Origin of the sequence: Psychrobacillus sp. BM2 (assembly GCF_048572895.1) — a bacterium.
GTDB lineage: Bacteria > Bacillota > Bacilli > Bacillales_A > Planococcaceae > Psychrobacillus.
On sequence record NZ_CP183878.1, the window covers coordinates 1943505 to 1968290 of the forward strand.

A 24786-nucleotide genomic window follows, 5' to 3' on the forward strand; every position below is an offset into this window, starting at 1 on the left:
ATCTTACGATGTGAATATATCATCTGTTTCCCCTATCAATACTTTCAATGTTTACAAATGGGTTTTCTGCATTTAAATCAGCATGGTCTCCTAATACATCTGATGCAGAATAAGTCCTATTAGCATTTGTGAAGATAATGACATCCACCAAAACAAGCAATAAAGCAACGATTATAAATACTATTTTTGTAATTTTGCGATATTTACTCCACATTGCCGCAGTCCTTTTTTTATTATTGGATTAAATTGTCTCGTAGTTAAAGAAAAAAGTACGACCCTCAGAGTTGAAGTAAAGCATCTCTTTTATTCAACAATTTACATATATTAACTTATTCTACACAATAGTAAAAAAACCTTCTTCTTCATCTAAACTGCTGTGTTAATTTAACGTATAACATTTCACAATGGATTTCTTAGAATTCCTTGATATTTTGGAAAATAGGGGCTGTCCAAATTGGGGTACTTTAGCTAATTATAAGAAAAAATTAAAACGCAAGAATGTTGTTAAATCGACATTCTTGCGTTTTCGGATTGTACATTTTTGTTAAGAAATGGACTTATGATACAGCCCTATAACTAAAGCCATTGAATAAAAGCTAAAATAAAGCGTATTTATTTATAAAGGAACAATTCGATTAATTGTATTGTAGTTGAGTAAAGCTTCTTCTATATTTAATACCATATTTTCACTATTTCCATTCCAATCTACAGAAATAATATAGGTATCTTCATTTGTGGTTGAGGGACTATTAGAACTCATGTCCTCGTTAGTATAAATGCCACTTTTATTTAAGCTAACGTTATTTCCTTCAAAAGTAGTTCCTCTATCAGTATTTTCCAAATAATAATTAAATGTTTCAATTGTACCTACATCATTCCCCATGTATTTAAGCTCTAAATCGTTATTTTCAGCCCCATTAATAACACTAATAGTTAGTTGAGCTGACCAGTTTTCACTTGTACCATTAAAAACTAAATCATTTTCATCGGCTTTACATGCAGCTAGTAATAATAGTAATAATAATGGGAATACAAGTAACTTTTTCATAATTTTCACCTACTATTCATTTGAAATCTATAAAAACAACAACGTGTTAGTTAGAAGTGAAAATAGACCATCAACAAGATCTTCTTGTTTAAAGAGTCGAGTTAGAAGCGAACCTTACTACCTTTCGCTAGATTATGTTCCTCCCCCCTGACAAAACCGTGCTTGCACTATTTACGCACAAGGCTCATTCACAAAATATACCTAATCTTTTTCGATCAGATTTGGCTTGTTCTGCTATCCTTAGTAGTTTAGTTTACATTTATTATCTCTATTTCTGTGTGTTTACTAACATTATGGAGCTGTATCCCTCCAAGACTCGCTATGAGTGAATGGCTAGTTCTTTCTTGACAGTAATCCCACCCACTAGTTGAAGACCGTGATACATTAAATTTCTGTTTCTTTTTCGTTTCTCTCTTTTATATATCTTTCGTACGCCTCTATCACCCTGTCATTGCCATTGGCTGGTACTACTTGTTTATGAATCTCATTAATTAAAATAAATGACCTGAAAATGACTCCGACAATAATTGCACATAAGATATAGATTCCAATAGGACCAAGGATAGCCAAGATACCTAAAAGCCCAGCTAATACAATGGATAGCAATAACTTCACAAAACTCCCCCTTTAATCTGCCTACTTGTAATCCACTCAATGGTCGAATTGGTGAACACAAGTTATACAAAACTCTTTAACTAAACGGTTTCGTTAATTCAAGAAACAAGTGCCAACCCCAGTCTTGTAGTAAAGCACCCCTTTTGTTTAAAAATTTACATATTTTACTTATTCAACATCACGCTTAATACTCCTTCTTATTGAATTAACCTGTACAATAAATTAGTAGTTTTAATTATTCATTAAACCTGCCCATTATTACGGTATTATAATAATTGCCATCTGATAGCAACTTGTCTTTTTTTAATACTCCTTCTTTTTCAAAACCATACTTTTTGTAAAGCATTATAGCTTTTTCATTGGTTTCGAGTACATTCAAAGTAATTTTCTTAATTTCGTTTGTATCAGCCCATCTAATTGTTTCTTTTAATAATTTTGTACCAATGCCATATCCCCAAAAATCTTTTAGTACACAAACACCAAACTCAACTTTATGTGACATTCTTTTCAATTGATTTCCTTCACCCCTTGAAAAGCCAACAATCTTATCGTTTGCTTCGCAAACTAAAAATAGATTATGAGGACTTTCAGTGTCTTCTTTGATTAGTTGTTTAAAACCTACTTCGTCTATGTACGCTTCGCCTTTTTCTCTATCCATATTTTCTGTTTCGCCATCTATCTGCAATCGTACTTCAGATAAGTTTTTCGCATCATTTTCTTTTGCAGACCTTATAATATAACTTAAATTACTAATATGAAATTCTATTGAATTTACTCTTATGACAAACCCCTCCTTTTTTAACTATCCTGAGTTGGATTCAAATTCCTCGGATTTTTTTACAGACATCATACCTCTAATTAAGGGACCTTTTGATTTTCCTGCGAACATCCAGAAACTAATAAACACTTAATTGGACATGCACCCTTTTTTTTATTCCAAATTATCTTCGAACTGCTACTCGATTATTATTCAAATATTTGAATCTAATTGATTTCAAGTACGTATATTAGATAATTAATATTTAGAAAGTTGTTATACTACCGTGTTTAAATCAGAAGTAACTAACAGAGTTATACATATTTTCATCGTGCTAGTAATAATCTTTGTAATTCTAATCAACCCTTACGGGAATACATTGATTAAAGCGGTAGGAATCTCTATTTGGTCAGTAATTATTTTATTTGATAAACAAAATTATTAAAATCAAGAAAACGAAAGCTGATTAAATTTGAACGTTTTTTTGTTACGCTTTATGTGTCAAATGCGACATAAAAAAATCTCTTATTAAACTGCTATTTTAGTCGAACTAGAATAAAGGCTGTCTACTGACAGTCCTGTTCTGCTTAAGCATCCGTTAGTTTAAGAAGTTCTCCCTTTATTGAAAACACATTGACTTTGAGCAATGTTCTCACCTCAGAATTCACGACCAGCGAGAAAATACTTCTATTTGATAGTGTTCAAAGTCATCTTTAGACAATTCGGCTTTTAAATACTTTTCAACTTCGGGTATATCATTTTTATCGTATACATCTATCCATATAACCGGATTAGTAATACCAATTTGAGTGCTTTGTACTTCATATTTATCAAACAAAGTGTCTACAACCAACTCTGTACTATACGGCCACTGTAGCGAATACCAAAATACTACAGACATTACAATAACACTCGCTAAAATTAGTGTTCCTAGTTTTCTTTTAACTCCCACTCTTTTCACCTCCGTCATTTGTTTATTACAATCTGTCCCTATTGTTGAACACGATTTCAACAACATATTTATACTAACCATCTGTGTTGGTTCAAAAAGAGAAAAGGCTTTGCCATTTCTTAAAGTAAAGCTCCCGTTCGTTCAATAAGAACCTAAAAATTCTATTTGAAGTTCTGTCTCTATAACCTTAGTTTCGAAGGAAACACTATACGCCTTAGCGTTAGACCTTGAACTAACTATTTTACTAATACCTTGTTCCTTGTAATGAATTGCAACCCCATCATCTGTCGCAACCCCTGATTGTATTTTTTTTGATTCAATAAGTTTGTGATATGCAGGTCTTCTTTCAATTTCTCCATCGTAATGCGGACAATTACTCCCCTGTAAAAAACCCAAGCATTTTATTGGTTCAAGTCCATCCCCATACGAATCAGTAACCCCTTCTTCAAACCAACAAATGGAACCTGCACTTAACCCAGCTAAAATAATGCCTTGATTCCATGCTTTTCTTAAAATACCGTCTAAACCCCATTCTTTCCACAATGCTAAAAGGTTTTTAGTGTTTCCTCCACCAACATAAACAATGTCTTTCTCTAAAATAAAGCTCTCCAGATCCCTTGTCGGAGGTTCAAACAAAGATAAATGGGATGGTTTACAATCTTGTTGATTAAAAAAGTTATAATACCTTGATATATAATTATCAGAATCTCCACTTGCAGTAGGGATAAAGCAAATTTGCGGATTAGCTTTCTTTGCTTGTTTTAATATATACAAATCTAAAAGTGGATTATTTGGTTCCATTGAAAAACCCCCACCACCAAGAGCAATTATTTGTCTCATCTAAATACTCCTTTCCAAAAAAGTATTAAGTAAAATAAATACTCCCTTGTTGAATTAACGGACTTTGTTCTGCAGACTTTACCTGAGCTTCAGGTCTCATAATCTGTCCACAATGATGCATGCAGGAAACTTATTGGAAAGTTTCAAAATACGTGGTTTATTTAAAAGATAAAGGTTTTACTGGTCTATTAGGGCAATATTTGCATTGAGGGTCACTACATTTCAATTCAATCCAACTATTACATTTAGGACAAAAATAAGTATCAAAATCATCATAATACACTAAATTAGACTTGCATTTAAAACAAAATTTTTCTTGTTCAATTTGACCATAAAATTCAAAGTCATCTATAATCACTTTGTTGTCTACTTCTATTATTCTCATAAAAAACCCCTTCACTTTAATTGAATAAGAAGATTGAGCCACCTAAGTGGATCAACCAGTTTACTAAAGCACTTGTTAAACACCCATGCAGCAAAAAACGCTGCACCACAGAGGATGAAAATCAGAAAAACCGATATAGGCTACTACGGCTGGCGAAGAAGGTCAATGAACTATATGTACCATAGAGCGCAACCGTTCGTCTGACTTCAACGACCACGGGTGCTTTACAGACTGTCGCACAATGGGAGATTAATCCGACTTTGGTTATTTCACCAGCATGCCTTTATTCAAACAAGAATGGAGTTGGTTCCTTCTTTACCTTTAAACACTATATTGACAATGAAGGCTGAGTCTATTTTGTGATGTTATTACGATTCTACTCGGTAGTAGCCTCTGCAAAATACAGATTTATTTGGTTTAAGTAGGATTAATAAGGAATTAACAATATCGGAAGAAGATATTATCAAATTGAACCAACTAATAAATAAAATGAGCGCTTTGCTATCACCCGATACAAAGAACGAAGTAATGGCTGGGATTACCGTTAATACGATAAAAGGTAAGTTCATAAAGACCCAAAATCTTTTCTTAGAAAGAATAGCATTTGTATTGAGCCAAAAATATATTCCTCTGAATGTTAAGCTAATATCACCTTTATTGTTTATTACAAGAATATGAAGTGCTTCGTGTATTAAAAAAACCAAAGCAATGATTAAGATAAGGGGAAATTTTGTCATAAGATTGATGCTTCCTCCGAAGATCCAATACGGTGCAAGAAAAAAAAGTAACCATTAATAGGTAAACGACCTTCATATAATGCTTCAGAAACCAAATATTTTTAATGAAAGGTTTCCATTCTGACAAATCCAGACTTATCTTCGGTAAATTTTGAAACCATAATATCATAACTGTTCCTGCCTTTCCTATAATCTATTTCCGAACAATTAATAACAACTTTTCTCAACCAAATGCCCCCTATTCCTTCTTAAACAGTTCTGAGTCGTTAGTAAAAACACATCTATGTATCTTATTCTATAAGATTGGCAATAATCCTTTTAATATTACTATTTTGAGGGAATGGAATTGTTACTGTCGAAAGCATGGCTTTTGTTGAAGCCAAAAACGAATAGAAAGCATTGCACTAGATACAATAATTGTCTTATTAGAAAGGAATTTAATTAGATTGATTACTTTATATCTTTCTAATAAACTAAATGTAGGGAATAAAGGGAGATGTTAGAGTATGAAAAGAATATTTTACGTCAGTGCTTTAGTTGTATTTTTGTTAACTGCTTGTGGGAATGAAGGAAATTCTGATGAAACCGATACCTATAAAGTCTCACAAGGCAAAATAACAAATGAAAAGCTTCTAATTAATCTAGCAGTTCGTGCAGAATCTATTATTGAGAAATATGATCGATTAGATGGTGTTGAGGTAGACGATACTCAAATTAAAGCGGATAAACATCCTGATTTAATAAATGATGAAACTGAAGATATTTATAAGAATGTTTATTATATTGATGGTGAGTATTCCTTTGAGGGGAGAAACTATGACTTCGTGTGGTGTGTCTCTTTTGATGAGAACAATACTGATTCTGAAGGACAAGTTCTCCAATATAGTTCTGATATGGGAACAGGGCATAAAATAAATCTTAATAGATCACCAACAAAGTAATTAATATATTTACTCCAATTATCGTAGTTATTTTTAACCAAGTTTTCTTTTTTAAAATTAGTATTGTTATCTCAACTCAATTAAACGAAATTAAAAAAGCACCACTTTTTGCTACAAATCTTTTGACAGAATTGTAGCAAAAAGTGGTGCATTAAGCTATACATTGTATTTTGCAGTTTTGTACTTCATTACAGAACCCATGATCATTCAATAGCATTTTTATTCTATTGAACTAACCTACACCGTTGGCAAGTGTAATATTTCACAATGGATCACCAATAACAAATGGTGGCTTGGACATAAAAATAGGCAAGCATGAATGTTTATATTAGCATTAAAACCATAATTGCCTTGTTTTTCTTCCTCTATTTAATGCATCGTGTAGAGAATCAGCGGGATTATTTTTTAATTCACTTTGTCTTAACCATTCTCTCTATTCTTCAGGGTTTCATGTTGATTATTCAAACTGAGCACCACCTAAGAATAGTTTCTGTAGTACATATCCTATAATTTATCGTTTATTCCTTTTTGAAGTAAAGCACTCGTTACTTGAAGAAAAAATAATTTATTTTTGATAATCAATCAACCAACAGTCCTGATATACTCCTTCGTGTAACTCATTCTTAGGTAGTATTCTGACTTTTTTAAAACCACATTTCTCATAGCATTTTATAGCCCTTGCATTTTTTATTTGAGGGTCCATAACTACTCGGTCTGCTTTTTTATGTTCGATTAAAAATTTTACCATTGATGTAACAAGTAATGTTCCAATTCCTCTACTCCAATACTCTACCTCACCAATAAATTGGTCTGTACCATAAATATTCTCATCGTAATACCCATATTCTTTTTTCGTTTCATCATCCAATTGATAAAACTGGATATATCCTATTTCGTTACCATCAAACTCTACAATGCATTTAAATTCATCGTCTTCCGAATCATAAAAAATTCTATTAACTTTATCTAAATCAAAAGAATTGTCTCTTCCTTCATAAAATTCAAGAACTGACGGGTTCGAAAGCCATCTTGCTAACAGGTAGTTATCCTTTTCTTCTAATTTACGAACTTTTAAATTTCCATTTTGAAACAACAAATTAATCCCACTCTCATTTTAAAAGACTTTTTGAAGTAATTCGTTTCATTATGAAATAATTTCTCCAATGAGTTTTTCAACTATTATGCTGCGTTAGAAGATCTTCTTATTTTTCAATTGCCTTTTTAACTGATTCAAAAGCATGAATTACTGTTGTATCAAATATTGGAACTTCGGAATCCTCTTGTTTTATTAATAAACCAATCTCTGTACAACCTAATATAATCCCTTCGGCACCCTTATCAACTAAATTCTTGATAACTTTTTTAAAATATTCTTTTGACGCATGATTGATTTTCCCTAAACATAATTCTTCATAAATCACTTCATTTATATGTTCTATATCCTCATTATCTGGAATTAATACCTTTATACCATTAGCTTCAATTCTTGATTTGTAAAAGTCTTGCACCATCGTATATTTAGTCCCAAGTAACCCAACTGATTTTACACTTGTTTTCTTTATTGCATTTGCTGTTGCATCAGCAATATGTAGAATTGGAATATTTATTTTTTCTTCAATATAATTTATTACCTTGTGCATTGTGTTTGTACAAATAACAATAAAATCTGCTCCTGCTTTTTCTAAAGAGAGTGCCATATCGCCCAAAGTGTGTCCAGCACTTTCCCAATCACCATTAGCTTGATAACGTTCTATTTCGTCAAAGTCAACGCTATATAAAATACATTTGGCTGAATGTAATCCGCCTAATTTGTTCTTTATTTCTTCATTTATTAAACGGTAATATTCATTTGATGATTCCCAACTCATTCCACCGATTAAACCTATTGTTTTCAATGCACTAGTTCCTCCTTATTGATAGTATATGTAAGATAGAATATTATAATATCCACCATAAGATCCTATATTCTTTAATTTCGACAATTTTAGAACCTTTTCCTTCATCAACTAAACCGCACATTAGTTCAATAAGAAAAGAGTTGCCTAAGCAACCCATGGTCTTGTTAGTTGAAGATGATAAATAAAGCAGAGCTCACTTTACTTTTTGAATAATTCTGGTAGAACAATTTTCCATATATTATTTTCTTTTTTTAATTCCATTAATGTTGAAGCTGTAAATTTACCATAGCTCACCATTAATTCGAACTAATAATCCATTATTCTCTTCTTGTTTTACTTTGATTGAATCATAATATCTGAAATCTAATGCTATTTCCATATTTGATATGTTAAGATTTTTGTAATATTTTTCTTTGAAAATTTCAAAATTAGGTGGCTCACCCTCTATATACTCTAACGAATAGATTGCTTCTATATCATCGATAACGGCTGAATGAATATATATAAGTAAAATTTTTTCTGGTGAAAAACCTTTTAAGTAATTTGTGTCATATTCCTTAGTAAATAGTTCATATAACTTTAATTCTTCCTCCGACAAGTTGGTTAAATATGAAAACTCTTCTACTGAGTCCTCAATTTTTAATACTCTCTCATCTACTAAACCGTTTACATTTTCCTTTTTTGTTTCATATATTTCTTCGGAATTACTGGGCGTACAACCAGTTATTAATAATAGTGAAGCTAAAAATAGAAAGAGAGAAATATTAGATTTCAAATGAACTACTCCTTTCGTGCCCACCCCCAATATTTTGGGAAAAGTGCTATTAAATAACTCAATAACTTATCAATATGAACACGAACTTGAAATATAAATAGTGTTCTATTCAAAAGAATAGTCCTTTAACGATATATTCTGGTTTCTCCTAAATATTTCTTCTTGAAGTAAATCACCATCATCCATTTGTTTTAAAAGAAACTCTGTATGAAAACAAAGAAAATAAATAAAGAAACAATAATAAACATATATCCTTCAAATTTTTTTCTGTCTTTTTGAAGTTCGACTAATCCCGATAACAACATAAACGTCCCAAATAATAACATCATAAACGGCATTAACTCATAATTTCTACTGATTAAGATATAAATAGAAAATGCAATAACAATTACTCCTAATAATATTCTAGTTATTTTCATAATTCACCTCCTAAAGTTTTTAACTCTTATAATAAACGCCTGGTCATATTGGTAGAAACCCTTATTCAACTAAACTGATTCATTAGTTGAAGTGTAACATTTCAATTTTTGGATTTATTGATTACTTTTTTATATAAGGATTGTTACCCTTTGGGGACAACGCCGACTAAAATTTGTTTTTTATGCTTCCGTGCAAACGTAATAAGCTTTCGAAAGTAAGTTCAAATTGCTCTGGAGCGTCAATTTCCGTCAGAAACAATAATGCTAACATCACTGTTGTGTCATACTGATATAACCATTGCACTAATTGGGGAACCCTTGATAATTCACCGAAGTAATTTCGATAGCCCTTAATGAAATCGTCGTTAAGATACCCATAACTTTTAATTCTCATCAATTCTAAAACCGGATCCCCAATTAAGGCATTCGTCCAATCAAATATGGCTTTTACTTGTGAAGAATGCATTATGATATTAGCCGGTCGGATATCCATATGCAATAATCTATTCTTTGGTTCAAATGAGTTCAATGCGGCTATATTCTCTTGAACCGAGGGCATCGGTAGGTGTACTCCTTTAAGTTTCTCTAAAGTTTTTGTCCGTTCAATGATCCTATTAGAAATGATGGTATGTGCATCAAATGGATTGAGATCTGGTAAATCTTGTATTTCATGCAACGAAGACGTAACCCTACCCATATCCTCATAAGGAAAAGAGCTACCGCTTTCAGCAACGATAAATTCCTGTATGATAAAATCAATTTTATCGCCTTTATGAAGCTTATGGATTAGAGGCACTGGAATTCCATGCTTTGAGCAATGCATTGTGAGTTTGTATTCTTTTACTAAACCATCTATCGAGTTAAACTTTCCATCATTTGCATTCTTTACTTTCCTATACCAGGGAACTTTAACAGCGACTTCTCCCCACTCTTCCGTAACTGCTCTGAAAACACAATTTTCAACTCCATAGGCATGTGGAGTCAAATCGATTACTGTACAAAGTGGTACTAATTCCTGCTTTAATATCGCCAACAGTTCTCTAGTTCTTAATTCAAATTCAATCATTATTTGTACCATCCTATTTTTTGAGATATTATCATCATTTAATGTAAATTCAACTTGTACTACAAAAAATAGTACGCAGCCAGAATGGCATGGACTACATAAAACAACTATTTTCAATTAGTTTCATCTTACTAAAATAATTTTTGTGGACCACTTTATTCAAAGACAATTCTTCCAACAGAAATACCTCAGTAAGTTAAGTAGTTCAACATTAAGGACATTAATCCTATGAACTGTACCCAAATCGTATTATTTGTGTCTAACAATTGGAGTGCAGTTCATCGAAGAAGATAATTTACCTTTTTTTAAGTGCAAGTTTAACCGAAGTATTTATTTGTTCTTTGAATACGCCAGTTTTATCAATAGATAGCAGTTCCTCTTTTAGATGTTTTTCAAATGAAGAAACGTTTTCTCCAAGAAACCGTTTTGCACCAAAAGAAGTTGAATAGTGATTTCCTAGAATTGAGTCAATTGTCCATAACTGCTCATAAGAAGGCATGTGATGTAACTCTAAATCAAACTTTGAACTTTTAATAATTTCCTCATGGCTTATTGTAGGATGACTGTATGTAATATTTCCTGCTCGTCTTTCATTGCCATACCAATATTTTTCCACCTCTTGGAACTTCTCTTGCCAAGGTAGAAGCATTTTGTTAGGTGTGTAATTATCTATAATCGCTATTCCTCCACCAATCGACATCATTTCGTACAAAATTTCAAGTACCTTTGGCCGATCCATCCAATGAAATGCCTTTGCAATAGTGACAAATCTAAAGGCTGTATTAAATGTATTGTTATATTTTTCAATATCGCCAATAAACCATTCTGTATTTTCAACCCTAAACTCCTTACTGAGTCGTTCAGCCTCCAAAACCATTTCAGGCTCCATATCTATTCCAACTATTCTCTCAAACCAATCAGAGAACCTTAATGATAATCTCCCATCACCACACCCTAAATCAAGCATGCAGCCATTTCCATCAAGTGAAAATTTATTTATTAAAAATCTGATCAAAGTAGCAGAATATAATGGTCTATATCGTGAATAGTACAAAGCTGTACCTTTAAACAAACTATCTCCATAATCTTTATTCATTTAATAATCCCCCTATTTAAACAAATAATTGTGCCCTTTATAGTTCAATCATGTTCAATGTTAAATTGTATTAATAAAAGAACTTTACGTACTTCAGCATGCCTTCTTCAACTAAGCTATTGCTTTAGTTGAACAAAAAAAGAGAGCTATTTTAACAGTGATATTTAATCTATCTCTATAATCGGATTTTTGCAGGCTTTAGTGTGTTCACCTTCAATTTCCTCACTCAACTCTGGAAATTGCTTCTTAAAATATTTTACTATCTTTGTAGTTTTACTATATACATATTTTTTTATCTCAACATAAGGAATCCATATATCCCTATTCTGAATCTGTTCGTATAGAGAGGAAATAACTACATCGCGTTCATCAGGAGTTATTTTTCTTGTTGTACGTCTTTCTTTCATCTTGTTGTGGTAGAGCTTATAAAGTTCTGCTGCGATCCACTCTTTTTGGTTATTTTTCAATTGTGAGAAACGTTTATTTGTCTGAAGAATTTTTCCGTTTACTTTAATATGATTTTTCATGAAAAACCGTCCTAAATCATAATTATTTAATATTAAATTTCTTTTGAAATTATTATTCTCTCACAATTACCTTTAGTTGGCGAATAAACGGTGTTTGCAAGGTTTCCTATGAATTTATGGACAACAGAATAAGAAATCATCTATTGGCTTTGTTCTTCTAAGTGCTCAGAATCATTAAAAAGTGGATCAGGCTTGAATTCTACTTGATGTTTTGGATATAAAATAGACCATCGAAAATGATGGTCTTGCTAGACTAAAGCAACCATTAGTGAATAAGAAAAATGTTATTTGGGTCGAATACGTCTAAGAACTTCATCCACCGCCCAAAAGAAGAATGAAGTCATTATTCCAGCGATAAAATTTAGTTCACCTTCTTCTTCCAATAGTTGTTAAAGTTTGAAAAGAAATCACTAGATTCAAAGATAATACCGTAGACAAATGTATAAAACATACCAAAAAACAAATGAGTTAACAGTGCTAAAATTACTCTCTTAAATCCTTTGAATCGTTTGGTTAAATAATCAGATAAAAACGTTACAGGTACACCATAAACTAAAATAATTGGTGAAAATAGTAAGCTATAAAACCCAATCATAGATATCAATTCAAACGGTCTTTCCCATTCTCCAAAAATATAAATTAAGATGAAAGTAATCGACAATATTGTTGCAATGAAAAAAGTTATAGCTTTCCTTTTAATCAACTATTCTCCCCCTTTTAGTACAGTAAGAAATAAGTTGCCTAAGCGAATGTAATGAGCCAATCTCGTTTTTGAGTCGTCTTAAGGAGTATATTCAGTAACGAACCAATACAAAGACAGTCTAAAAATTCAAACAAAAAATAGATTGCAAACTAAGTTTAATATATTCTCCTGTTGAAGTATTAAAGCTCGTAAACTAATATCATTTATCGCTATTCATCCCTTGAAAATAGTGATGACAATGCTTAAACTACCTATAATTCGTTTCTTTTAACCATTGTAATAAATTCTACAAAATCGGTGCTAAATTCGTCTTTCTTAACAAAACCAAGCTTTTCATATAGATGGATAGCTCTTTGATTGAACTTTGCAACAGTTAGTCGAATTGGAGTGCCTTTAGAGGTTTTTTCAATATAACGTAGAATAAAAGAGCAAAATTCAAAACCGTTACCTTTGCCCACAAAATTAGGGTTCATACCTAATCCCATATCAACTGAATCATCCGAATAAACACCATTCTTTTTCCCTACAGGAACTTGAGCATTCTCTCCAGTGCAAAAGAATCCAAATAATTCTTTATTATCATTTAAAAGTGCAAAGTATGAACCATCAAGTCTTTCTTTCATATCTTCATCAGTTAATCCACTATTGTAAAAATCATATGGTTCATCATATTCCCAGCCAAGTATCTCTTTTGCTATTTCTTCATTCATATTTTCTATAAATAATTTCATATTCTACACCCCTCTCTCATCTATCAATTCGATAATCTTGGAGAATAATCCTTCTTCGACTAAATTGCCCTATTAGTTCAATAAGAAAAAGCTACACTTTTAGGCAGCCACTTGTTTAACTAAAGCACCCGATATTTGAAGAAGTACTTATCCTAGTTATTTCTTTTAAAAAGTTCTCCTGAACACAATAGTTTTTTAAAATATCTACATCGGGTAATCAGCAAAACTGATTCAAACGTGCATTTGAGTATTTATAGACATTATTTTTTCGTTTTTTTATTTTTATCAATATAATTCCAAAGGTAATAAGTAGTCCAAAAAACAATTATTAATAAGAGTAAAGGATAAGGACCGTAATTATTTGGTAGATAGAATACTATAACAATTGCCGTAATTAGAAATGGAAGCAAGAGAATCCAATACCTTTTATTTTTATAGTCTTTAAACAAAATAACACCTCTTTTCTTATACCACTTTTTTACATTCTTTATTGCCTTCTTAAAGTAAACTTCGTCTATCGTTGAAACTAGAAAAAAAATACTAATAACCTAAAATTGCCCTTTATAATCCCCGGGTACAATTGTTATTAATTGGTACCTTTTAGTTTTATTCAATAAATCATAAACGACTGTGTAATCTTGATTTTCCTCGATTAAAGCCCATATACTAAAATTTTCTATATAGATTTTCTTATTACTTGAAAGCATTATCCACTGTTCTTCAGAAGTTTTAGCTTTGCTAATTATTTGAATGTTTTCCGTTGTAGATTCAATAACCGTGTCTTGGTTTATAAAATAAAACAGGATAAAAAATACAATTAAAGCACTAACAATGATTAATAAAAATTTACGAGATTTATTCATAGTTCTACTCCCTTTAAGAGACTTGATTTTATATTTAGGGATACCTCAAATTAATCAACAGACTTGAACTAACCTGTTGTCTTAGTTTAAGTGTAACAATTCACATTATATTTCCGTGATTTTCATGATGTTTTGGACATGAAAATAGACCACCGCTATGAATGGTCTGGTTTAACTAAAGCACTTTTAGCTATTTAAAAATAGAGAGGCTTAAACAATCGCGACCGATTGTGGCGCATTCCTGTTTAATGAACACTCCGGGTTGAATAACACACCAAAGGCAGTAAAATATTAGATATTCTTATGCTTTGAAAGCTAGGATTAAGGAACTCTGTCAAAACTTACTGGTACCACCTTGCTGTAAAACCCATTCAGCAATATCACATATGACTTGCCTATCGACATGTTGCGCAACTTTATACTCCTTTTTTGCCTTTCGTATTTCTCCATAAACAGAAGGCATGAACAAATGATTTAAATTAGGATAAAGTTTGAACTTGACATTCGACCTTTCACCCAACAACTTTTTGTACCCTTCAAAATCCTTTTCAACAGTTACATGAAAATCTTTCTCTCCTTGCAAAATAAAGATGGGCTTATTCGATTCTCTCAGGTAATTAACGGACGAATGTTCCCCCATTTCTTTAAGATAGTAGGCTCTGACATGTTTCCCCAAAACCCGGGTCGACTTTGCTTCTTCATCATTCAATTCATAGATGTTCTTCAGTTTTGATGATATGGCCGCTATTTGCTTTTTGGCAATCCACTTCAGAAATGGGTTCAGGGAATTTAGAACTTCATTATTCTGGTCCATCAGGATATCTTCAAATTTACGTGGAGACCCGCCCATAATAACCATTCCGGCAAAATTTCCACCTTCTGCATCAATCCTTGGAGCCAACATACCACCTAGACTATGACCAAGAATAAATATTTTGTCCGAATCAATACGCGAATCATCGCGTAAAAAATCAGCAGCGAGAATAGTATCTTCTATGGATTCTTCTTTCACTGACAGCTCCAGGTCATTTTTCATTTCCTTGCCATAGACAAAAGTCCTTTTGTCATAACGTAATACTGCAATTCCTTTTTCGAACAAGCCATCAGCAAGATCCTTAAAAGGGGCATTGCTTCCGATTTTCTCATCCATATCACTCGGACCAGAGCCGTGAACTAAAACAACCGCAGGAACCGATCCGACAGTTTGGGGAATGGACAATATGCCATTTAATTGATGTTCAGTTTCGGCACCTATAATAATTTTTTCATCAGCCACTTTGCTTACCTCCAAAATTCCCTTGAATTTAAATTAGGATGAACCTAATATAATGTTTATTGAGTTTTGCAATCATTGTACATTCCTTAATTCTTTCCCTATTACTGGACAAGCCAAAATCCATGTTCCAAAGTTGCATCCTTTAGTTGAAACCTTTCACGAACTTTTGAACAGTCAATAATGACGGAGCTGGAGAAAAGGGAAAGAATTTTAACATTTCTAGTGAAAAATAGTCAGTCGTATCTACTTCAGCTTCAATATAGGTTATTCCGTTTTCAATGGCAAAATTTATTTGAGATGCCGTTAACATTAACATTAATCGAACATCTGTATTCTCCCTTGTTCCTCTCCATCCAAATTCAAATTGATTGGGGGTATTCGAATAATGTAACAAGGAATAAGCCTGTATCTCATTATCCTTTAATATAATATAACTTCCACTTTGAACAGTATCCTCATTAAAGATTAGCTCTTCCCATTTCTGAATGCTGTGGACTCCAACAGGATTAACTGTATGAGCTTTTTCATAGTTTTCTCTTACAATATCTATCAATTTGAATTTAAGTTCTTTATTATCACCTATTCTATTTAAGTCTTGTATACAGATGTCTAATCCATTAAATTCAGGAAAAACTTGCTTATAATCAATATTTGAGGTTTTTAATAAAGGCAAATATGTCCTTCTAACTTCTAAAAAACCAATTTCTTCATAGAAATTTTTTAGCCTATAGGAAGATTCCCAAATAGAAGTTTGTAATGGTAATTCAATTTCTTTAAAGTTATATAAAGCTTCGATTAAAATAGATTCAATTTCTAATCCGATATGTGGTTTTGTAACCATTGCAAAATATATACAATAGGGATGAAATTCGGATTTCCAAGCAGTTATTAAACCTACCAATATTTCATTATCATACGCTTCATATGTACAAATATTATTCTTGCTGTTTATACCTCGTAAAAAGTAGCGATAAGTGAAATCATCATCCCACACCCAATTGGATAGTATTTCTTTGATAGCCTCGATGTTTGGAGAGTTATTATATTTTATAGCATAATCACTTCTAAACATTTTCATCACCTCCAGTATAGTAATTCTATATTGTTCATACACTATCCTGCACGATTTGTTCAATAAAAAAAAGAGCTGCCTTAGCAACTCAATGAGCTTCAAGTAAAGCAACTTTAGTTGAAGTATAATGTTTAACAACATATTTTTCATGGATCCACTTCAAATTTTTATCGTCTCTGCGGAATCGTCATTTCCTCCCATGAATAATCTGGTGCAGTTGCAATCCATAACGCATCTCCCATGATATCCACATCATAAACGATGGAATCACTCGCATCAAACACTTTTTCAGATTTACTTTCATCTTTCGTACTGATGGAATAAATAGCTTCACCCCTATATGTGTAGCCAAATAATTTCTCTCCTTTTTTAATAAGCTTGCCTATCATTTCATCAGTCTGAAATATTCTCCAATTTTCCTCTTGAAGATTTCGGGTCCAAATTCCACTTTGTGTAGTAATGAATAGCCGATTATGAATCACTTTCATATCTACAGGTACGTCATTACGATTTAGCAGGGTTATCTCGTTCCACCCATCAATTGTCTTTTGCAAGATCTTCTTTTCTTCTGTGAGTCCTATCAAATCACCATTATCCGATATTTGAACCACATACAATGGTTTAGGAACAATAGCTTGTTCCCAACTCTCCCCTTCATTGGTCGTGTAGTAAACCTTTCCATTTGATAACACAGCAATATGATTGTTGATTGAATAATCTACGTTCTCAATCTTGTGGTCTAATGAAAGAATTTTCGTTCCTTTACTTTTTGAGGTCATTCCTGTCCATAACTCTTTTTCCCTTGCTACGTATAATTGATCATTCTTATTAAACCACGCGTGTGTTACAAAACCATTTGCTTGTAGTTCTGTCCATGATTCTCCATTGTTATGGCTCCATTCTATAAAAGGTTGCTTAGCATTACTAAATTGTGGTGGCTTTTTGTCTCCCCATACGACTAACTTGTTGTCCCCAGCGACAACCCCCGTAATTGCCATTCCTTTTTTTGTTATGTTATCAGTACCTATGCGTTTGGATATTAATCCTCCACCGTACGGTAACTTATGAATGGCACTAACCACATCTCCGTTTTTAGCATTAAATGAAATTCGAGTAAAACGATTTTCTCGATCATTTCCAAACACAGTCAGAATGGGTGTACCTTCAATAACTTCAAGTGTAAAATGATAACCTGTTGCCCAATCTTTTCCTTGTTTTAGTCCGTATTTATCCTATGCTAGTTGGAGAATATCAGAGCTATCCAACTTAATCTCATCGTAGGCTATTATTGGAACCTGAGATTGCTTAATCGGTTTAAACACGGTAATTTTCTTTTCTGAGATACCAATTAGTAAATGCTCATCTGTACCTGGAGCCATAAATTGCAAAAACCATTTAAAGCGTTTCCCTGATCCTCCTCTTGAGCCAGCCATCGTTTCATCCACACTGTTTACACTTGTAAGTGTTGCGTTTACATTCCATTCTTTTGCTCTCACGAACCCCATGGCAATCGCTTCTTTTAGCGTAATTTCACCATCTGAAGCGATTGTTTCACGTTCAATCAAATTTATAAAAACTAAAAAAATAACTAACAAACAAGAGATTTTTATTTTTGAAGCTCAAAAATACCACCATCCCGTAACTTAATAAGCACATTAATCACAGAATTAGTGTGCTTATTTAGGATGGAGTAAATACTTCGCTATATTCCCTCTTAGATCCAATATAACAAAAGTTGCTATCATTAAATGGCCTATTGTAAACCGTAAAGCTGTAAACCTTTTTGATTAACTTTAATACGCCAGACTTCGTTTTTCAAAGACTCGGTTACATACAGGTATCCATTGTGAAAAGTTAGATTGGTGGTGAATGTTCCAGCATCCTTAGGTAAGCGAATCGTACCGTATTTAAATCCACTAGCGTCAAGGACGACAATTTCTCCAGCTTGGAAATGTGCCACATAAAGATTCCCTTTAGTATCGACGGCTAATCCATCGGGACCTATTCCGCCTTCAAACTGCCCAAAAACAAACGATGTTTCTCGTTGGTCTTTAGCATTCTTTGATGGGACAGAAATAATTTGATTTTTGGCAAATTCGGAGATATAAACACGCTGACCGTCTGCCGATAGAGCTATACCATTTGGATAAGCTATATTTTCCTGAAAGAGTTGCAATTCGGAACCGTCCGGAGGCAGATAGAAGACACGGCCTATCGGTTTCGTTGCGCTAGATCCCATTGGTTCAGTAAAATAAATCCCACCTGAATTATCAAATACTAGATCATTAAGTCCATTTAAAGGTAAGCCATTGTACGAATTAACAATGGTCGTACGCTCTCCAGTATTAGTGTTGTAAGCATAAAGTTCTCCAGTAAGATCAGTGATAAAAAGGCGTCCGTCCTTGTGAAACTTTGCTCCAACAGGGAGCTTATATTTTTCGCCAACAATAGCAACCTTGTCGCCTTCGACAGTCATGATTTCTCCAGTGGCTGGACTGACCATCCATATTTTTCCTTTACGATCAAAATTAATACCTTCCATGAATCCACTACCGGTAGCCACCTTCTCCCATTGGCTTTTAGAAGAAACAATTTCTGAAATAGAATGCCTTTCCTTTGTTGGCACTGGTTTTGATACATATAATGCTTTTGCTCCAGCGACGGTTACAAGGGAGAGTAGGAGTAATATTGTTGCTACTAATACCTTTTTCTTCATCTCTTTGAATTCCTCCTTTTAATTTTTCGAATATTTAATGCAGTAACGAAATGTTTTAGTTTTAGCACTTGAGGAACGCGTAGTCTCCATTAATCAATCTCGAGTTTTGTAACGAGAAAGACATAAGAGAGAGTAAACGTTATTTAAATTTATCATAATATTCCAAATATAAACTACGCGAAAAACAACTGAATATTTATAAAAATCCAGTTGTTTTTCTTCTATTTAGGATTAAAAGTTTCCTTATACTTTAACTAAATGTGCTTATAAGAAGTAATAGATGCCGATACCTATAAGGTGCTTTCTTGGAGGAAATCATTATAATTTATATTGACAATACTAAAAAATAATAAAACTAAATCCATTATTGGAATATGGTGGCTTTTATATTGTTTTAAATTCAAAAATCTACTTTCTCTTCAACTAAACTGTTGCTTCAATTCAACAACAATAAAGGCTTTCTACAGACATCCATGTAGCGCAAAATCAACGCTAAACCACAGAGAATGAAAATATGAAAAACAGGTATAAGATACGGTTGGCGAAGAAGGTCGATAAACAATGTTGACATAGCCAACCTTTAGTCTAACTCCAACCCCTAAAATGCATCACAGACTGTCGCACTCATGGGGGTTGAACAAGATAATCACCTTATTCACCTAAATGTTGCGTACAATTGTAAAGCGTACAATCCCATGTACTCTTATTATTGATAAGAATAGTTAATGATGTATTTTCAATATGTGTACTTGGGAATTTTTCTGGTAGTAATCTTTTTAAAGTTAGACCTATTAATGCTCCATGACTTACTACCAATACCCGTTTATCATTATATGAAGTAGCTAATTCTGCTAAAAATTCATAACCTCTTTTAGAGACATCTTCAAAACTTTCCATTCCAAGATTCAATTCTCTCCAATTACTACCCCACTTTTTTATCCTTTCTTCTTCAGTTGTGCCTTCTATTTCTCCACAGTTTATTTCACGTATTCTTTCGTCAAACCAACTGCTAGGGAAATTTAATGTAGAAGCGATTATTTGTCCAGTTTCTTTGGCACGTAATAAATCACTTGTCACAATAATATCCCATTTTCCCTCTAAAGAGAGTCTATTAGCCAAAGCAACCACCTGTTGTTTTCCGATTTCATTTAAAGGGATATCTGATATTCCCTGTGACCTGCCAAGTACATTCCATTCAGTAATTCCGTGCCTTATAAGTCCTATTGTAGTCAATTACTTCTACCTCCTTTTTTTAAACAAAAGCACTATATTCTTCAATCTAAATTCTTTAGGGATTAGTTCTCTAACTTCCCAGTGAAAATCACAGTAAAAAACGCTATTGTAAAATTATCAACAGCGTTTTTTTGTTGGATTGTTAACTGTAATGCTCTATTTTAAAACCGTCTAGGCTGGGGTAAATGCTTCCCATACTATATTTCGTTTTTATTGATGAAATAAACCAATTCGTTTCAGATTGATGTATAACTGGCCAGCCTCTTTAGTTCAATAATATTAAGCTTTACTCTTTGTTGACGCAAAGCCCAGTAAGTTGAAAGTTTCCATCCAAAATTTCAAAAAATACATTGCTGCTTATTCAACGCACCTGTTTCGATTGTTCAATAAGAAAATCTACCCTTACAGGCAGCCACTGTTCACCTAAAGCACTCTAATACTTATAAAAAGATTAGATTGTTGAGATTTCATTCTTGAAATTTATATCGATATTTGAAAATAGCCGATGTTCTCTTAGTAACTCTAACAAATCCATTCTATCCCTATCTAAGTGGAGTCCTCTTATCCCAACTCGTTCGGCTCCTTCAATATTTTCAATTTTATCATCAATAAATATACTTTCTTCTTTTTTAGCTTGTGTATGTTTAAGTGCGATATTATAAATGGCTTGTCCAGGTTTTTCTTCATTTACAATGGAAGAAAGAATAATAGAATCGAAATATTTACGAATTCCTAACCTATCAAATATCCAATCCATACTTGGCATAGCATTTGAAATAACAGCCAACCGATATTCTTTACTTAATTCCTCAAGAACAGCTATTACTTCTGGAAACAACTCGCAATGACTTGCATAATGCGCTAAGAAAAGCAATTCATTTGTAATTTCTATTTCTCCAAGTTCCTCTGCAATAGCCCCATAATAACGCTTGAAATATTGTTCCTCTTCATTCCAATTTGTAATAAAAGGCAATTCATTTTGCTTTGCTTTCATAATAGCGAAATCAATCTTCTGCATTGGGTAACCTCTTGCCTTCAAGAGATGCCTGATTCTGTCATCTCCTTTTACAAAGGTTTCAAAAAGAACACCACCGGCATCAAAGAAAATTACTTTCACTTCATTAATTATTTGTTTCATTTTAAACCTCCTTCGTAATGGTAAAGCGCCCGCTACTTTAAGTACATTAACCTGTTCTGTAAGTTTATCAAAGACAGCGACCCCTCATCTATATCGAACAAAGTTTCCTCTTCTATATTTAGTTTACTGAGTAAATCATACAGATATTCTGGAGTAGTATTTCCAAACCTGATGTCCTCGGTTACTTCCCAATCTTTTATATGAACATAAATAAAATCATCTGGCTTGAACACTTCTTCATACAATGTAGTTACTCTTGTAATTACTTGATTTATTCTTTCTTTAGTTCCGTTTTCATGTGGCTCATCTAGTTCAAACCTTATACGCAATTCACCTGTTAGGTTAGGAAAATTGCTATCAATGTACTTCAATATTTTTTCCTTCATTGGGATAGCTCCCTTTTATAACTTTTGAATAATCTCCAGTTAGTTTACTCCTTGACTAAACGACCCGTAAGCGGAAAAAATAAAAATAGCCTGTTTAATTAATAAATCGTATCTGTTTTATTTGTGTTTTAATTCTGTCCAATCTTTTCTTGAATTTGTTTCTGTTGTCATCCTGTAAATGAATGTCTAACATGTAAGCAATTCTTTCCACTACACCTTCAATCGTCAATTTATCAGTTTCTATTCGATGTTTAAAAATATCATTTGATAACCCTTGAATACATCTATCTATTTGGTTTTCCCCCCATGAATTTTTTCTCTCACCTCTACTTCGTAATCTCTTTTGTAATGTTTCCTTAGAAGCCCAAAGTACAAAATGATTGACTACCACTCCATCATCTCTTAGTTTCCCTACAATTTCTTCAAAATACTGTGGATTTACTAACGTCATTGGAACAATGATAATCCCGTCATATTCACTGTATATGTATTTTAAAGTCGTATAATTTAGCTCTCGCCATATACTATAATCCTGGAAATCTCCTTTGCGTATTTCTTTAGGGATATTCCTATTAATAAAAAAACCTATATTTTCCGGATCATAGACAAGGGAATTAGGAATTCTTCTATTTAATTCGTATGAAGTCTGAGTTTTTCCTGAACCAAATGCTCCATTTATCCATATAATCATTAAAATCACCCTTTTTCTCTACTGAATAAGCTCTACTTATAAATCATAATTTCCTTCATCAACTAAACCGTGTCGTTAGTTCAAAAGTGACTCTGTTTAATACTTAAACTCCCCCATATTTAAATACCTTTTAGTTGTTACTTCTCCATGAATGTTCGAAGTTCCTTCTTCCACTAAATTGTTACATTCGTTCCATAGAAAAAGCTACCCTTATAGGTTATAGACAGCCACTTGTGTAGCTAATACCACCCGTTCGTAGATGAAGGGATGCTAATATTGTTTAGCCAATAAATTGACTAATTTACAACTTCCCCTTTGGCATTCAATATTTGAATATTTTAATTTCATAAGTGTCCAGATGAAATAATGAATTTAGTTCATTAGAATGTAAGATTTTATTTATTGTCTCACCAATCACCATTACTAACTTATTTGCATCTTCTTAGCCACAACTAACTTCCAGCCCCTCCTTTATCACTGACTTAGTCATATTCCTTCTTAAGTTCTTAAACATTTAATGATTATTTCTTTTCAGAGAACTTTAACTAAATCTCCCGTTAGCCATCCATATAGCAATAAACCAGCACTACACCACAGAGGTTGTAAATTTCCACAGAACGGGTATAGGATACTATGGTTGGGAGAGGAAGAGGTATCAAATATCTTTAAAGACTCCTAGAATCAATCGAATATCTTGAACAGTTTGGAGAATGTCTTTCGGCAGCTCTGTAGGGTCTAAAATAAGGAGTTGGAATATTACTGGAGAGGATACAGCATCATTTCCTCATTTAGCTTAAGAAAATAATAGAATTAACATAAGTGGAGGTGTGGGATTGATGACATATGTGGAAATTGGATTGAAGTTATTTTTTGGGTTAATCGCTTTATTAGTTGTTACCCGTTTGTTGGGCAAAAAAGAAATGTCGCAGCTCACGCCCTTTGATTTTATTTATTCCATTGTACTTGGTGGCATATTGGAAGAAAGCATCTATGATGATAAAGTTTCAGCGCTTCAGGTTTGGTTCGCGGTTGCGGTATGGGGAGTAATGTTGTTTATCATCGAAAAGCTATCGAAGCGCTACGATAAATTAAGAGTTCTTTTGAAAGGGGAAACTTCGATTTTAATCAGAAATGGTGAATTAAACGTAAAAGAACTGGAAGCCAACCACTTGGAAATGGAGCAATTACGAATTATGCTGAGGCAACAAGGGGTCTTCTCTCTTCGGGAAGTTTGTGATTTGTACTTGGAACCTGGGGGTACGGTCAGCTTAAAGAAATATGCTAAATTCGATGCTGTCACACCAGCCATGCTGAATTTAGAACCGGAAGATGGATCGCTCAATTTCCTGTTTGTTGATGAAGGGGAAATCAATGAAGAAGTCTTAAAATACACGGGAAAGTCAAAGGAATGGCTGTATGATGAACTACATAAGGAAGGCTATACTAACGTTCAAAATATTTTGTATGCGGAATGGTCGGAAACCGACGGATTTTTCGTCAAAATCTATGCGGATAACAAGGACGGTATACGAAAAGGGAATTAATAAGGATTGGGAGTGTATTAAAGAAGCCAATAGAGAGAAAATCTTAATTGGAGCCAGTTAATGGAGTGTTCTTTCAAGCGATTCCTAAGGATGCCATGAATGAAGGAAATAAGGCGAAGCAGATGAATAAAACATTATATTTACTTAGACATTGATGAAAAAAATATTGAGAAAAAGCGCATGTTAATGATCATAGTATCGCCAGCTTCAAGCTTAATTCTGATTGTTAATTAAACCATTTAATAGATCCTTTTTAGGGTCTTTTTTATTATTAAAAAGGATCCTGCGTTTATTTCTCGATTAACTAAACTGTAGCGTTAGTTGAACCAAGAAATGAGAGTAGTATTATTAGCTCATATTTCCTAAAGCACCCGTTT

At 32.9% G+C, this 24786-nt stretch carries 28 protein-coding genes and 2 pseudogenes; 2 read left to right on the plus strand and 28 right to left on the minus strand.

Going from position 1 to position 24786, the window contains the following annotated elements:
* Window positions 1–19: 19 nt before the first annotated feature.
* The 8 genes and pseudogenes from ACN6MX_RS09275 to ACN6MX_RS09310 form a co-directional block, all read right to left on the minus strand.
* Entirely contained in the window at window positions 20–214 is a 195-nt protein-coding gene (locus tag ACN6MX_RS09275; RefSeq protein WP_419962328.1) for a hypothetical protein, read from the minus strand.
* A gap of 402 nt (window positions 215–616) precedes the next feature.
* Entirely contained in the window at window positions 617–1048 is a 432-nt protein-coding gene (locus ACN6MX_RS09280; RefSeq protein ID WP_419962329.1) for a hypothetical protein, read from the minus strand.
* A gap of 384 nt (window positions 1049–1432) precedes the next feature.
* Entirely contained in the window at window positions 1433–1663 is a 231-nt protein-coding gene (locus ACN6MX_RS09285; protein ID WP_419962330.1) for an ATP-dependent Lon protease, read from the minus strand.
* Window positions 1664–1898: 235 nt separating this feature from the next.
* On the minus strand, window positions 1899–2444 hold the full coding sequence (locus ACN6MX_RS09290; RefSeq protein ID WP_419962593.1) for an N-acetyltransferase family protein: 546 nt from the start codon (window positions 2442–2444) through the stop codon (window positions 1899–1901).
* 640 nt (window positions 2445–3084) lie between these two features.
* Entirely contained in the window at window positions 3085–3372 is a 288-nt protein-coding gene (locus tag ACN6MX_RS09295) for a hypothetical protein (RefSeq protein ID WP_419962331.1), read from the minus strand.
* A 141-nt stretch (window positions 3373–3513) separates the two neighbouring features.
* A complete protein-coding gene (locus ACN6MX_RS09300; protein WP_419962332.1) occupies window positions 3514–4212 on the minus strand; it encodes a Type 1 glutamine amidotransferase-like domain-containing protein in 699 nt (232 codons plus the stop codon).
* A 157-nt stretch (window positions 4213–4369) separates the two neighbouring features.
* Window positions 4370–4597, minus strand: coding sequence for a hypothetical protein (locus ACN6MX_RS09305; RefSeq protein WP_419962333.1), 228 nt, complete (start codon window positions 4595–4597; stop codon window positions 4370–4372).
* A 368-nt stretch (window positions 4598–4965) separates the two neighbouring features.
* A pseudogene (locus ACN6MX_RS09310) lies at window positions 4966–5503 on the minus strand (DUF3267 domain-containing protein).
* A 337-nt stretch (window positions 5504–5840) separates the two neighbouring features.
* On the opposite strand from ACN6MX_RS09310, the gene ACN6MX_RS09315 reads away from it, so the two are divergent.
* Window positions 5841–6275 (plus strand): hypothetical protein, encoded by a 435-nt coding sequence (locus tag ACN6MX_RS09315; protein ID WP_419962334.1) that lies wholly within the window; start codon window positions 5841–5843, stop codon window positions 6273–6275.
* Between the two features lie 334 nt (window positions 6276–6609).
* Here ACN6MX_RS09315 and ACN6MX_RS09320 read toward each other — a convergent pair.
* The 20 genes and pseudogenes from ACN6MX_RS09320 to ACN6MX_RS09415 form a co-directional block, all read right to left on the minus strand.
* Window positions 6610–6696: pseudogene (locus ACN6MX_RS09320) on the minus strand (hypothetical protein); the annotation flags it as partial.
* Window positions 6697–6840: 144 nt separating this feature from the next.
* Window positions 6841–7371, minus strand: a complete 531-nt coding sequence (locus ACN6MX_RS09325; RefSeq protein WP_419962335.1) for a GNAT family N-acetyltransferase — start codon at window positions 7369–7371, stop codon at window positions 6841–6843.
* A 106-nt stretch (window positions 7372–7477) separates the two neighbouring features.
* Window positions 7478–8170, minus strand: coding sequence for an aspartate/glutamate racemase family protein (locus tag ACN6MX_RS09330; protein ID WP_419962336.1), 693 nt, complete (start codon window positions 8168–8170; stop codon window positions 7478–7480).
* A 283-nt stretch (window positions 8171–8453) separates the two neighbouring features.
* Window positions 8454–8948 carry a hypothetical protein gene (locus ACN6MX_RS09335; RefSeq protein ID WP_419962337.1) on the minus strand — a complete coding sequence of 165 codons (495 nt, stop codon included), beginning with the start codon at window positions 8946–8948 and terminating at the stop codon, window positions 8454–8456.
* Between the two features lie 191 nt (window positions 8949–9139).
* A complete protein-coding gene (locus ACN6MX_RS09340) occupies window positions 9140–9367 on the minus strand; it encodes a DUF3953 domain-containing protein (RefSeq protein WP_419962338.1) in 228 nt (75 codons plus the stop codon).
* Between the two features lie 166 nt (window positions 9368–9533).
* On the minus strand, window positions 9534–10433 hold the full coding sequence (locus tag ACN6MX_RS09345; RefSeq protein WP_419962339.1) for a phosphotransferase family protein: 900 nt from the start codon (window positions 10431–10433) through the stop codon (window positions 9534–9536).
* A 295-nt stretch (window positions 10434–10728) separates the two neighbouring features.
* Window positions 10729–11529, minus strand: coding sequence for a class I SAM-dependent methyltransferase (locus ACN6MX_RS09350; protein ID WP_419962340.1), 801 nt, complete (start codon window positions 11527–11529; stop codon window positions 10729–10731).
* 164 nt (window positions 11530–11693) lie between these two features.
* On the minus strand, window positions 11694–12056 hold the full coding sequence (locus ACN6MX_RS09355) for a hypothetical protein (protein ID WP_419962341.1): 363 nt from the start codon (window positions 12054–12056) through the stop codon (window positions 11694–11696).
* Between the two features lie 361 nt (window positions 12057–12417).
* Window positions 12418–12759, minus strand: a complete 342-nt coding sequence (locus tag ACN6MX_RS09360; RefSeq protein ID WP_419962342.1) for a hypothetical protein — start codon at window positions 12757–12759, stop codon at window positions 12418–12420.
* Window positions 12760–13010: 251 nt separating this feature from the next.
* Entirely contained in the window at window positions 13011–13490 is a 480-nt protein-coding gene (locus ACN6MX_RS09365; RefSeq protein ID WP_419962343.1) for a GNAT family N-acetyltransferase, read from the minus strand.
* Between the two features lie 548 nt (window positions 13491–14038).
* On the minus strand, window positions 14039–14353 hold the full coding sequence (locus ACN6MX_RS09370) for a hypothetical protein (protein ID WP_419962344.1): 315 nt from the start codon (window positions 14351–14353) through the stop codon (window positions 14039–14041).
* A 334-nt stretch (window positions 14354–14687) separates the two neighbouring features.
* Window positions 14688–15629: an alpha/beta hydrolase family protein gene (locus ACN6MX_RS09375; protein ID WP_419962345.1), complete on the minus strand. Its 942-nt coding sequence runs from the start codon at window positions 15627–15629 to the stop codon at window positions 14688–14690.
* A gap of 142 nt (window positions 15630–15771) precedes the next feature.
* A complete protein-coding gene (locus ACN6MX_RS09380; protein ID WP_419962346.1) occupies window positions 15772–16701 on the minus strand; it encodes a hypothetical protein in 930 nt (309 codons plus the stop codon).
* A gap of 167 nt (window positions 16702–16868) precedes the next feature.
* A complete protein-coding gene (locus tag ACN6MX_RS09385; RefSeq protein ID WP_419962347.1) occupies window positions 16869–17846 on the minus strand; it encodes a hypothetical protein in 978 nt (325 codons plus the stop codon).
* A gap of 87 nt (window positions 17847–17933) precedes the next feature.
* Window positions 17934–18266, minus strand: a complete 333-nt coding sequence (locus tag ACN6MX_RS09390; protein WP_419962348.1) for a hypothetical protein — start codon at window positions 18264–18266, stop codon at window positions 17934–17936.
* A gap of 188 nt (window positions 18267–18454) precedes the next feature.
* Window positions 18455–19417, minus strand: coding sequence for an SMP-30/gluconolactonase/LRE family protein (locus ACN6MX_RS09395; protein ID WP_419962349.1), 963 nt, complete (start codon window positions 19415–19417; stop codon window positions 18455–18457).
* 651 nt (window positions 19418–20068) lie between these two features.
* Complete coding sequence (locus ACN6MX_RS09400) at window positions 20069–20650, minus strand: histidine phosphatase family protein (RefSeq protein WP_419962350.1); 582 nt, start codon at window positions 20648–20650, stop codon at window positions 20069–20071.
* A gap of 451 nt (window positions 20651–21101) precedes the next feature.
* Entirely contained in the window at window positions 21102–21788 is a 687-nt protein-coding gene (locus ACN6MX_RS09405) for an HAD family hydrolase (RefSeq protein WP_419962351.1), read from the minus strand.
* A gap of 32 nt (window positions 21789–21820) precedes the next feature.
* Entirely contained in the window at window positions 21821–22159 is a 339-nt protein-coding gene (locus ACN6MX_RS09410; protein ID WP_419962352.1) for a DUF3885 domain-containing protein, read from the minus strand.
* A 109-nt stretch (window positions 22160–22268) separates the two neighbouring features.
* Window positions 22269–22865 (minus strand): AAA family ATPase, encoded by a 597-nt coding sequence (locus ACN6MX_RS09415; protein WP_419962353.1) that lies wholly within the window; start codon window positions 22863–22865, stop codon window positions 22269–22271.
* An 836-nt stretch (window positions 22866–23701) separates the two neighbouring features.
* On the opposite strand from ACN6MX_RS09415, the gene ACN6MX_RS09420 reads away from it, so the two are divergent.
* Complete coding sequence (locus ACN6MX_RS09420) at window positions 23702–24409, plus strand: DUF421 domain-containing protein (RefSeq protein ID WP_419962594.1); 708 nt, start codon at window positions 23702–23704, stop codon at window positions 24407–24409.
* The last annotated feature ends 377 nt before the right edge of the window (window positions 24410–24786 follow it).

Excerpts from the sequence above, each read along its gene's own strand:
- ACN6MX_RS09345 (WP_419962339.1), bottom strand. The coding sequence starts at position 10,433 with ATGATTGAATTTGAATTAAGAACTAGAGAACTGTTGGCGATATTAAAG.
- ACN6MX_RS09415 (WP_419962353.1), bottom strand. The coding sequence starts at position 22,865 with ATGATTATATGGATAAATGGAGCATTTGGTTCAGGAAAAACTCAGACT.
- ACN6MX_RS09405 (WP_419962351.1), bottom strand. The coding sequence starts at position 21,788 with ATGAAACAAATAATTAATGAAGTGAAAGTAATTTTCTTTGATGCCGGT.
- ACN6MX_RS09370 (WP_419962344.1), bottom strand. The coding sequence starts at position 14,353 with ATGAATAAATCTCGTAAATTTTTATTAATCATTGTTAGTGCTTTAATT.
- ACN6MX_RS09395 (WP_419962349.1), bottom strand. The coding sequence starts at position 19,417 with ATGAAGAAAAAGGTATTAGTAGCAACAATATTACTCCTACTCTCCCTT.
- ACN6MX_RS09380 (WP_419962346.1), bottom strand. The coding sequence starts at position 16,701 with ATGTTTAGAAGTGATTATGCTATAAAATATAATAACTCTCCAAACATC.
- ACN6MX_RS09420 (WP_419962594.1), top strand. The coding sequence starts at position 23,702 with ATGACATATGTGGAAATTGGATTGAAGTTATTTTTTGGGTTAATCGCT.
- ACN6MX_RS09340 (WP_419962338.1), bottom strand. The coding sequence starts at position 9,367 with ATGAAAATAACTAGAATATTATTAGGAGTAATTGTTATTGCATTTTCT.
- ACN6MX_RS09280 (WP_419962329.1), bottom strand. The coding sequence starts at position 1,048 with ATGAAAAAGTTACTTGTATTCCCATTATTATTACTATTATTACTAGCT.
- ACN6MX_RS09365 (WP_419962343.1), bottom strand. The coding sequence starts at position 13,490 with ATGAAATTATTTATAGAAAATATGAATGAAGAAATAGCAAAAGAGATA.
- ACN6MX_RS09355 (WP_419962341.1), bottom strand. The coding sequence starts at position 12,056 with ATGAAAAATCATATTAAAGTAAACGGAAAAATTCTTCAGACAAATAAA.
- ACN6MX_RS09300 (WP_419962332.1), bottom strand. The coding sequence starts at position 4,212 with ATGAGACAAATAATTGCTCTTGGTGGTGGGGGTTTTTCAATGGAACCA.
- ACN6MX_RS09350 (WP_419962340.1), bottom strand. The coding sequence starts at position 11,529 with ATGAATAAAGATTATGGAGATAGTTTGTTTAAAGGTACAGCTTTGTAC.
- ACN6MX_RS09315 (WP_419962334.1), top strand. The coding sequence starts at position 5,841 with ATGAAAAGAATATTTTACGTCAGTGCTTTAGTTGTATTTTTGTTAACT.
- ACN6MX_RS09305 (WP_419962333.1), bottom strand. The coding sequence starts at position 4,597 with ATGAGAATAATAGAAGTAGACAACAAAGTGATTATAGATGACTTTGAA.
- ACN6MX_RS09275 (WP_419962328.1), bottom strand. The coding sequence starts at position 214 with ATGTGGAGTAAATATCGCAAAATTACAAAAATAGTATTTATAATCGTT.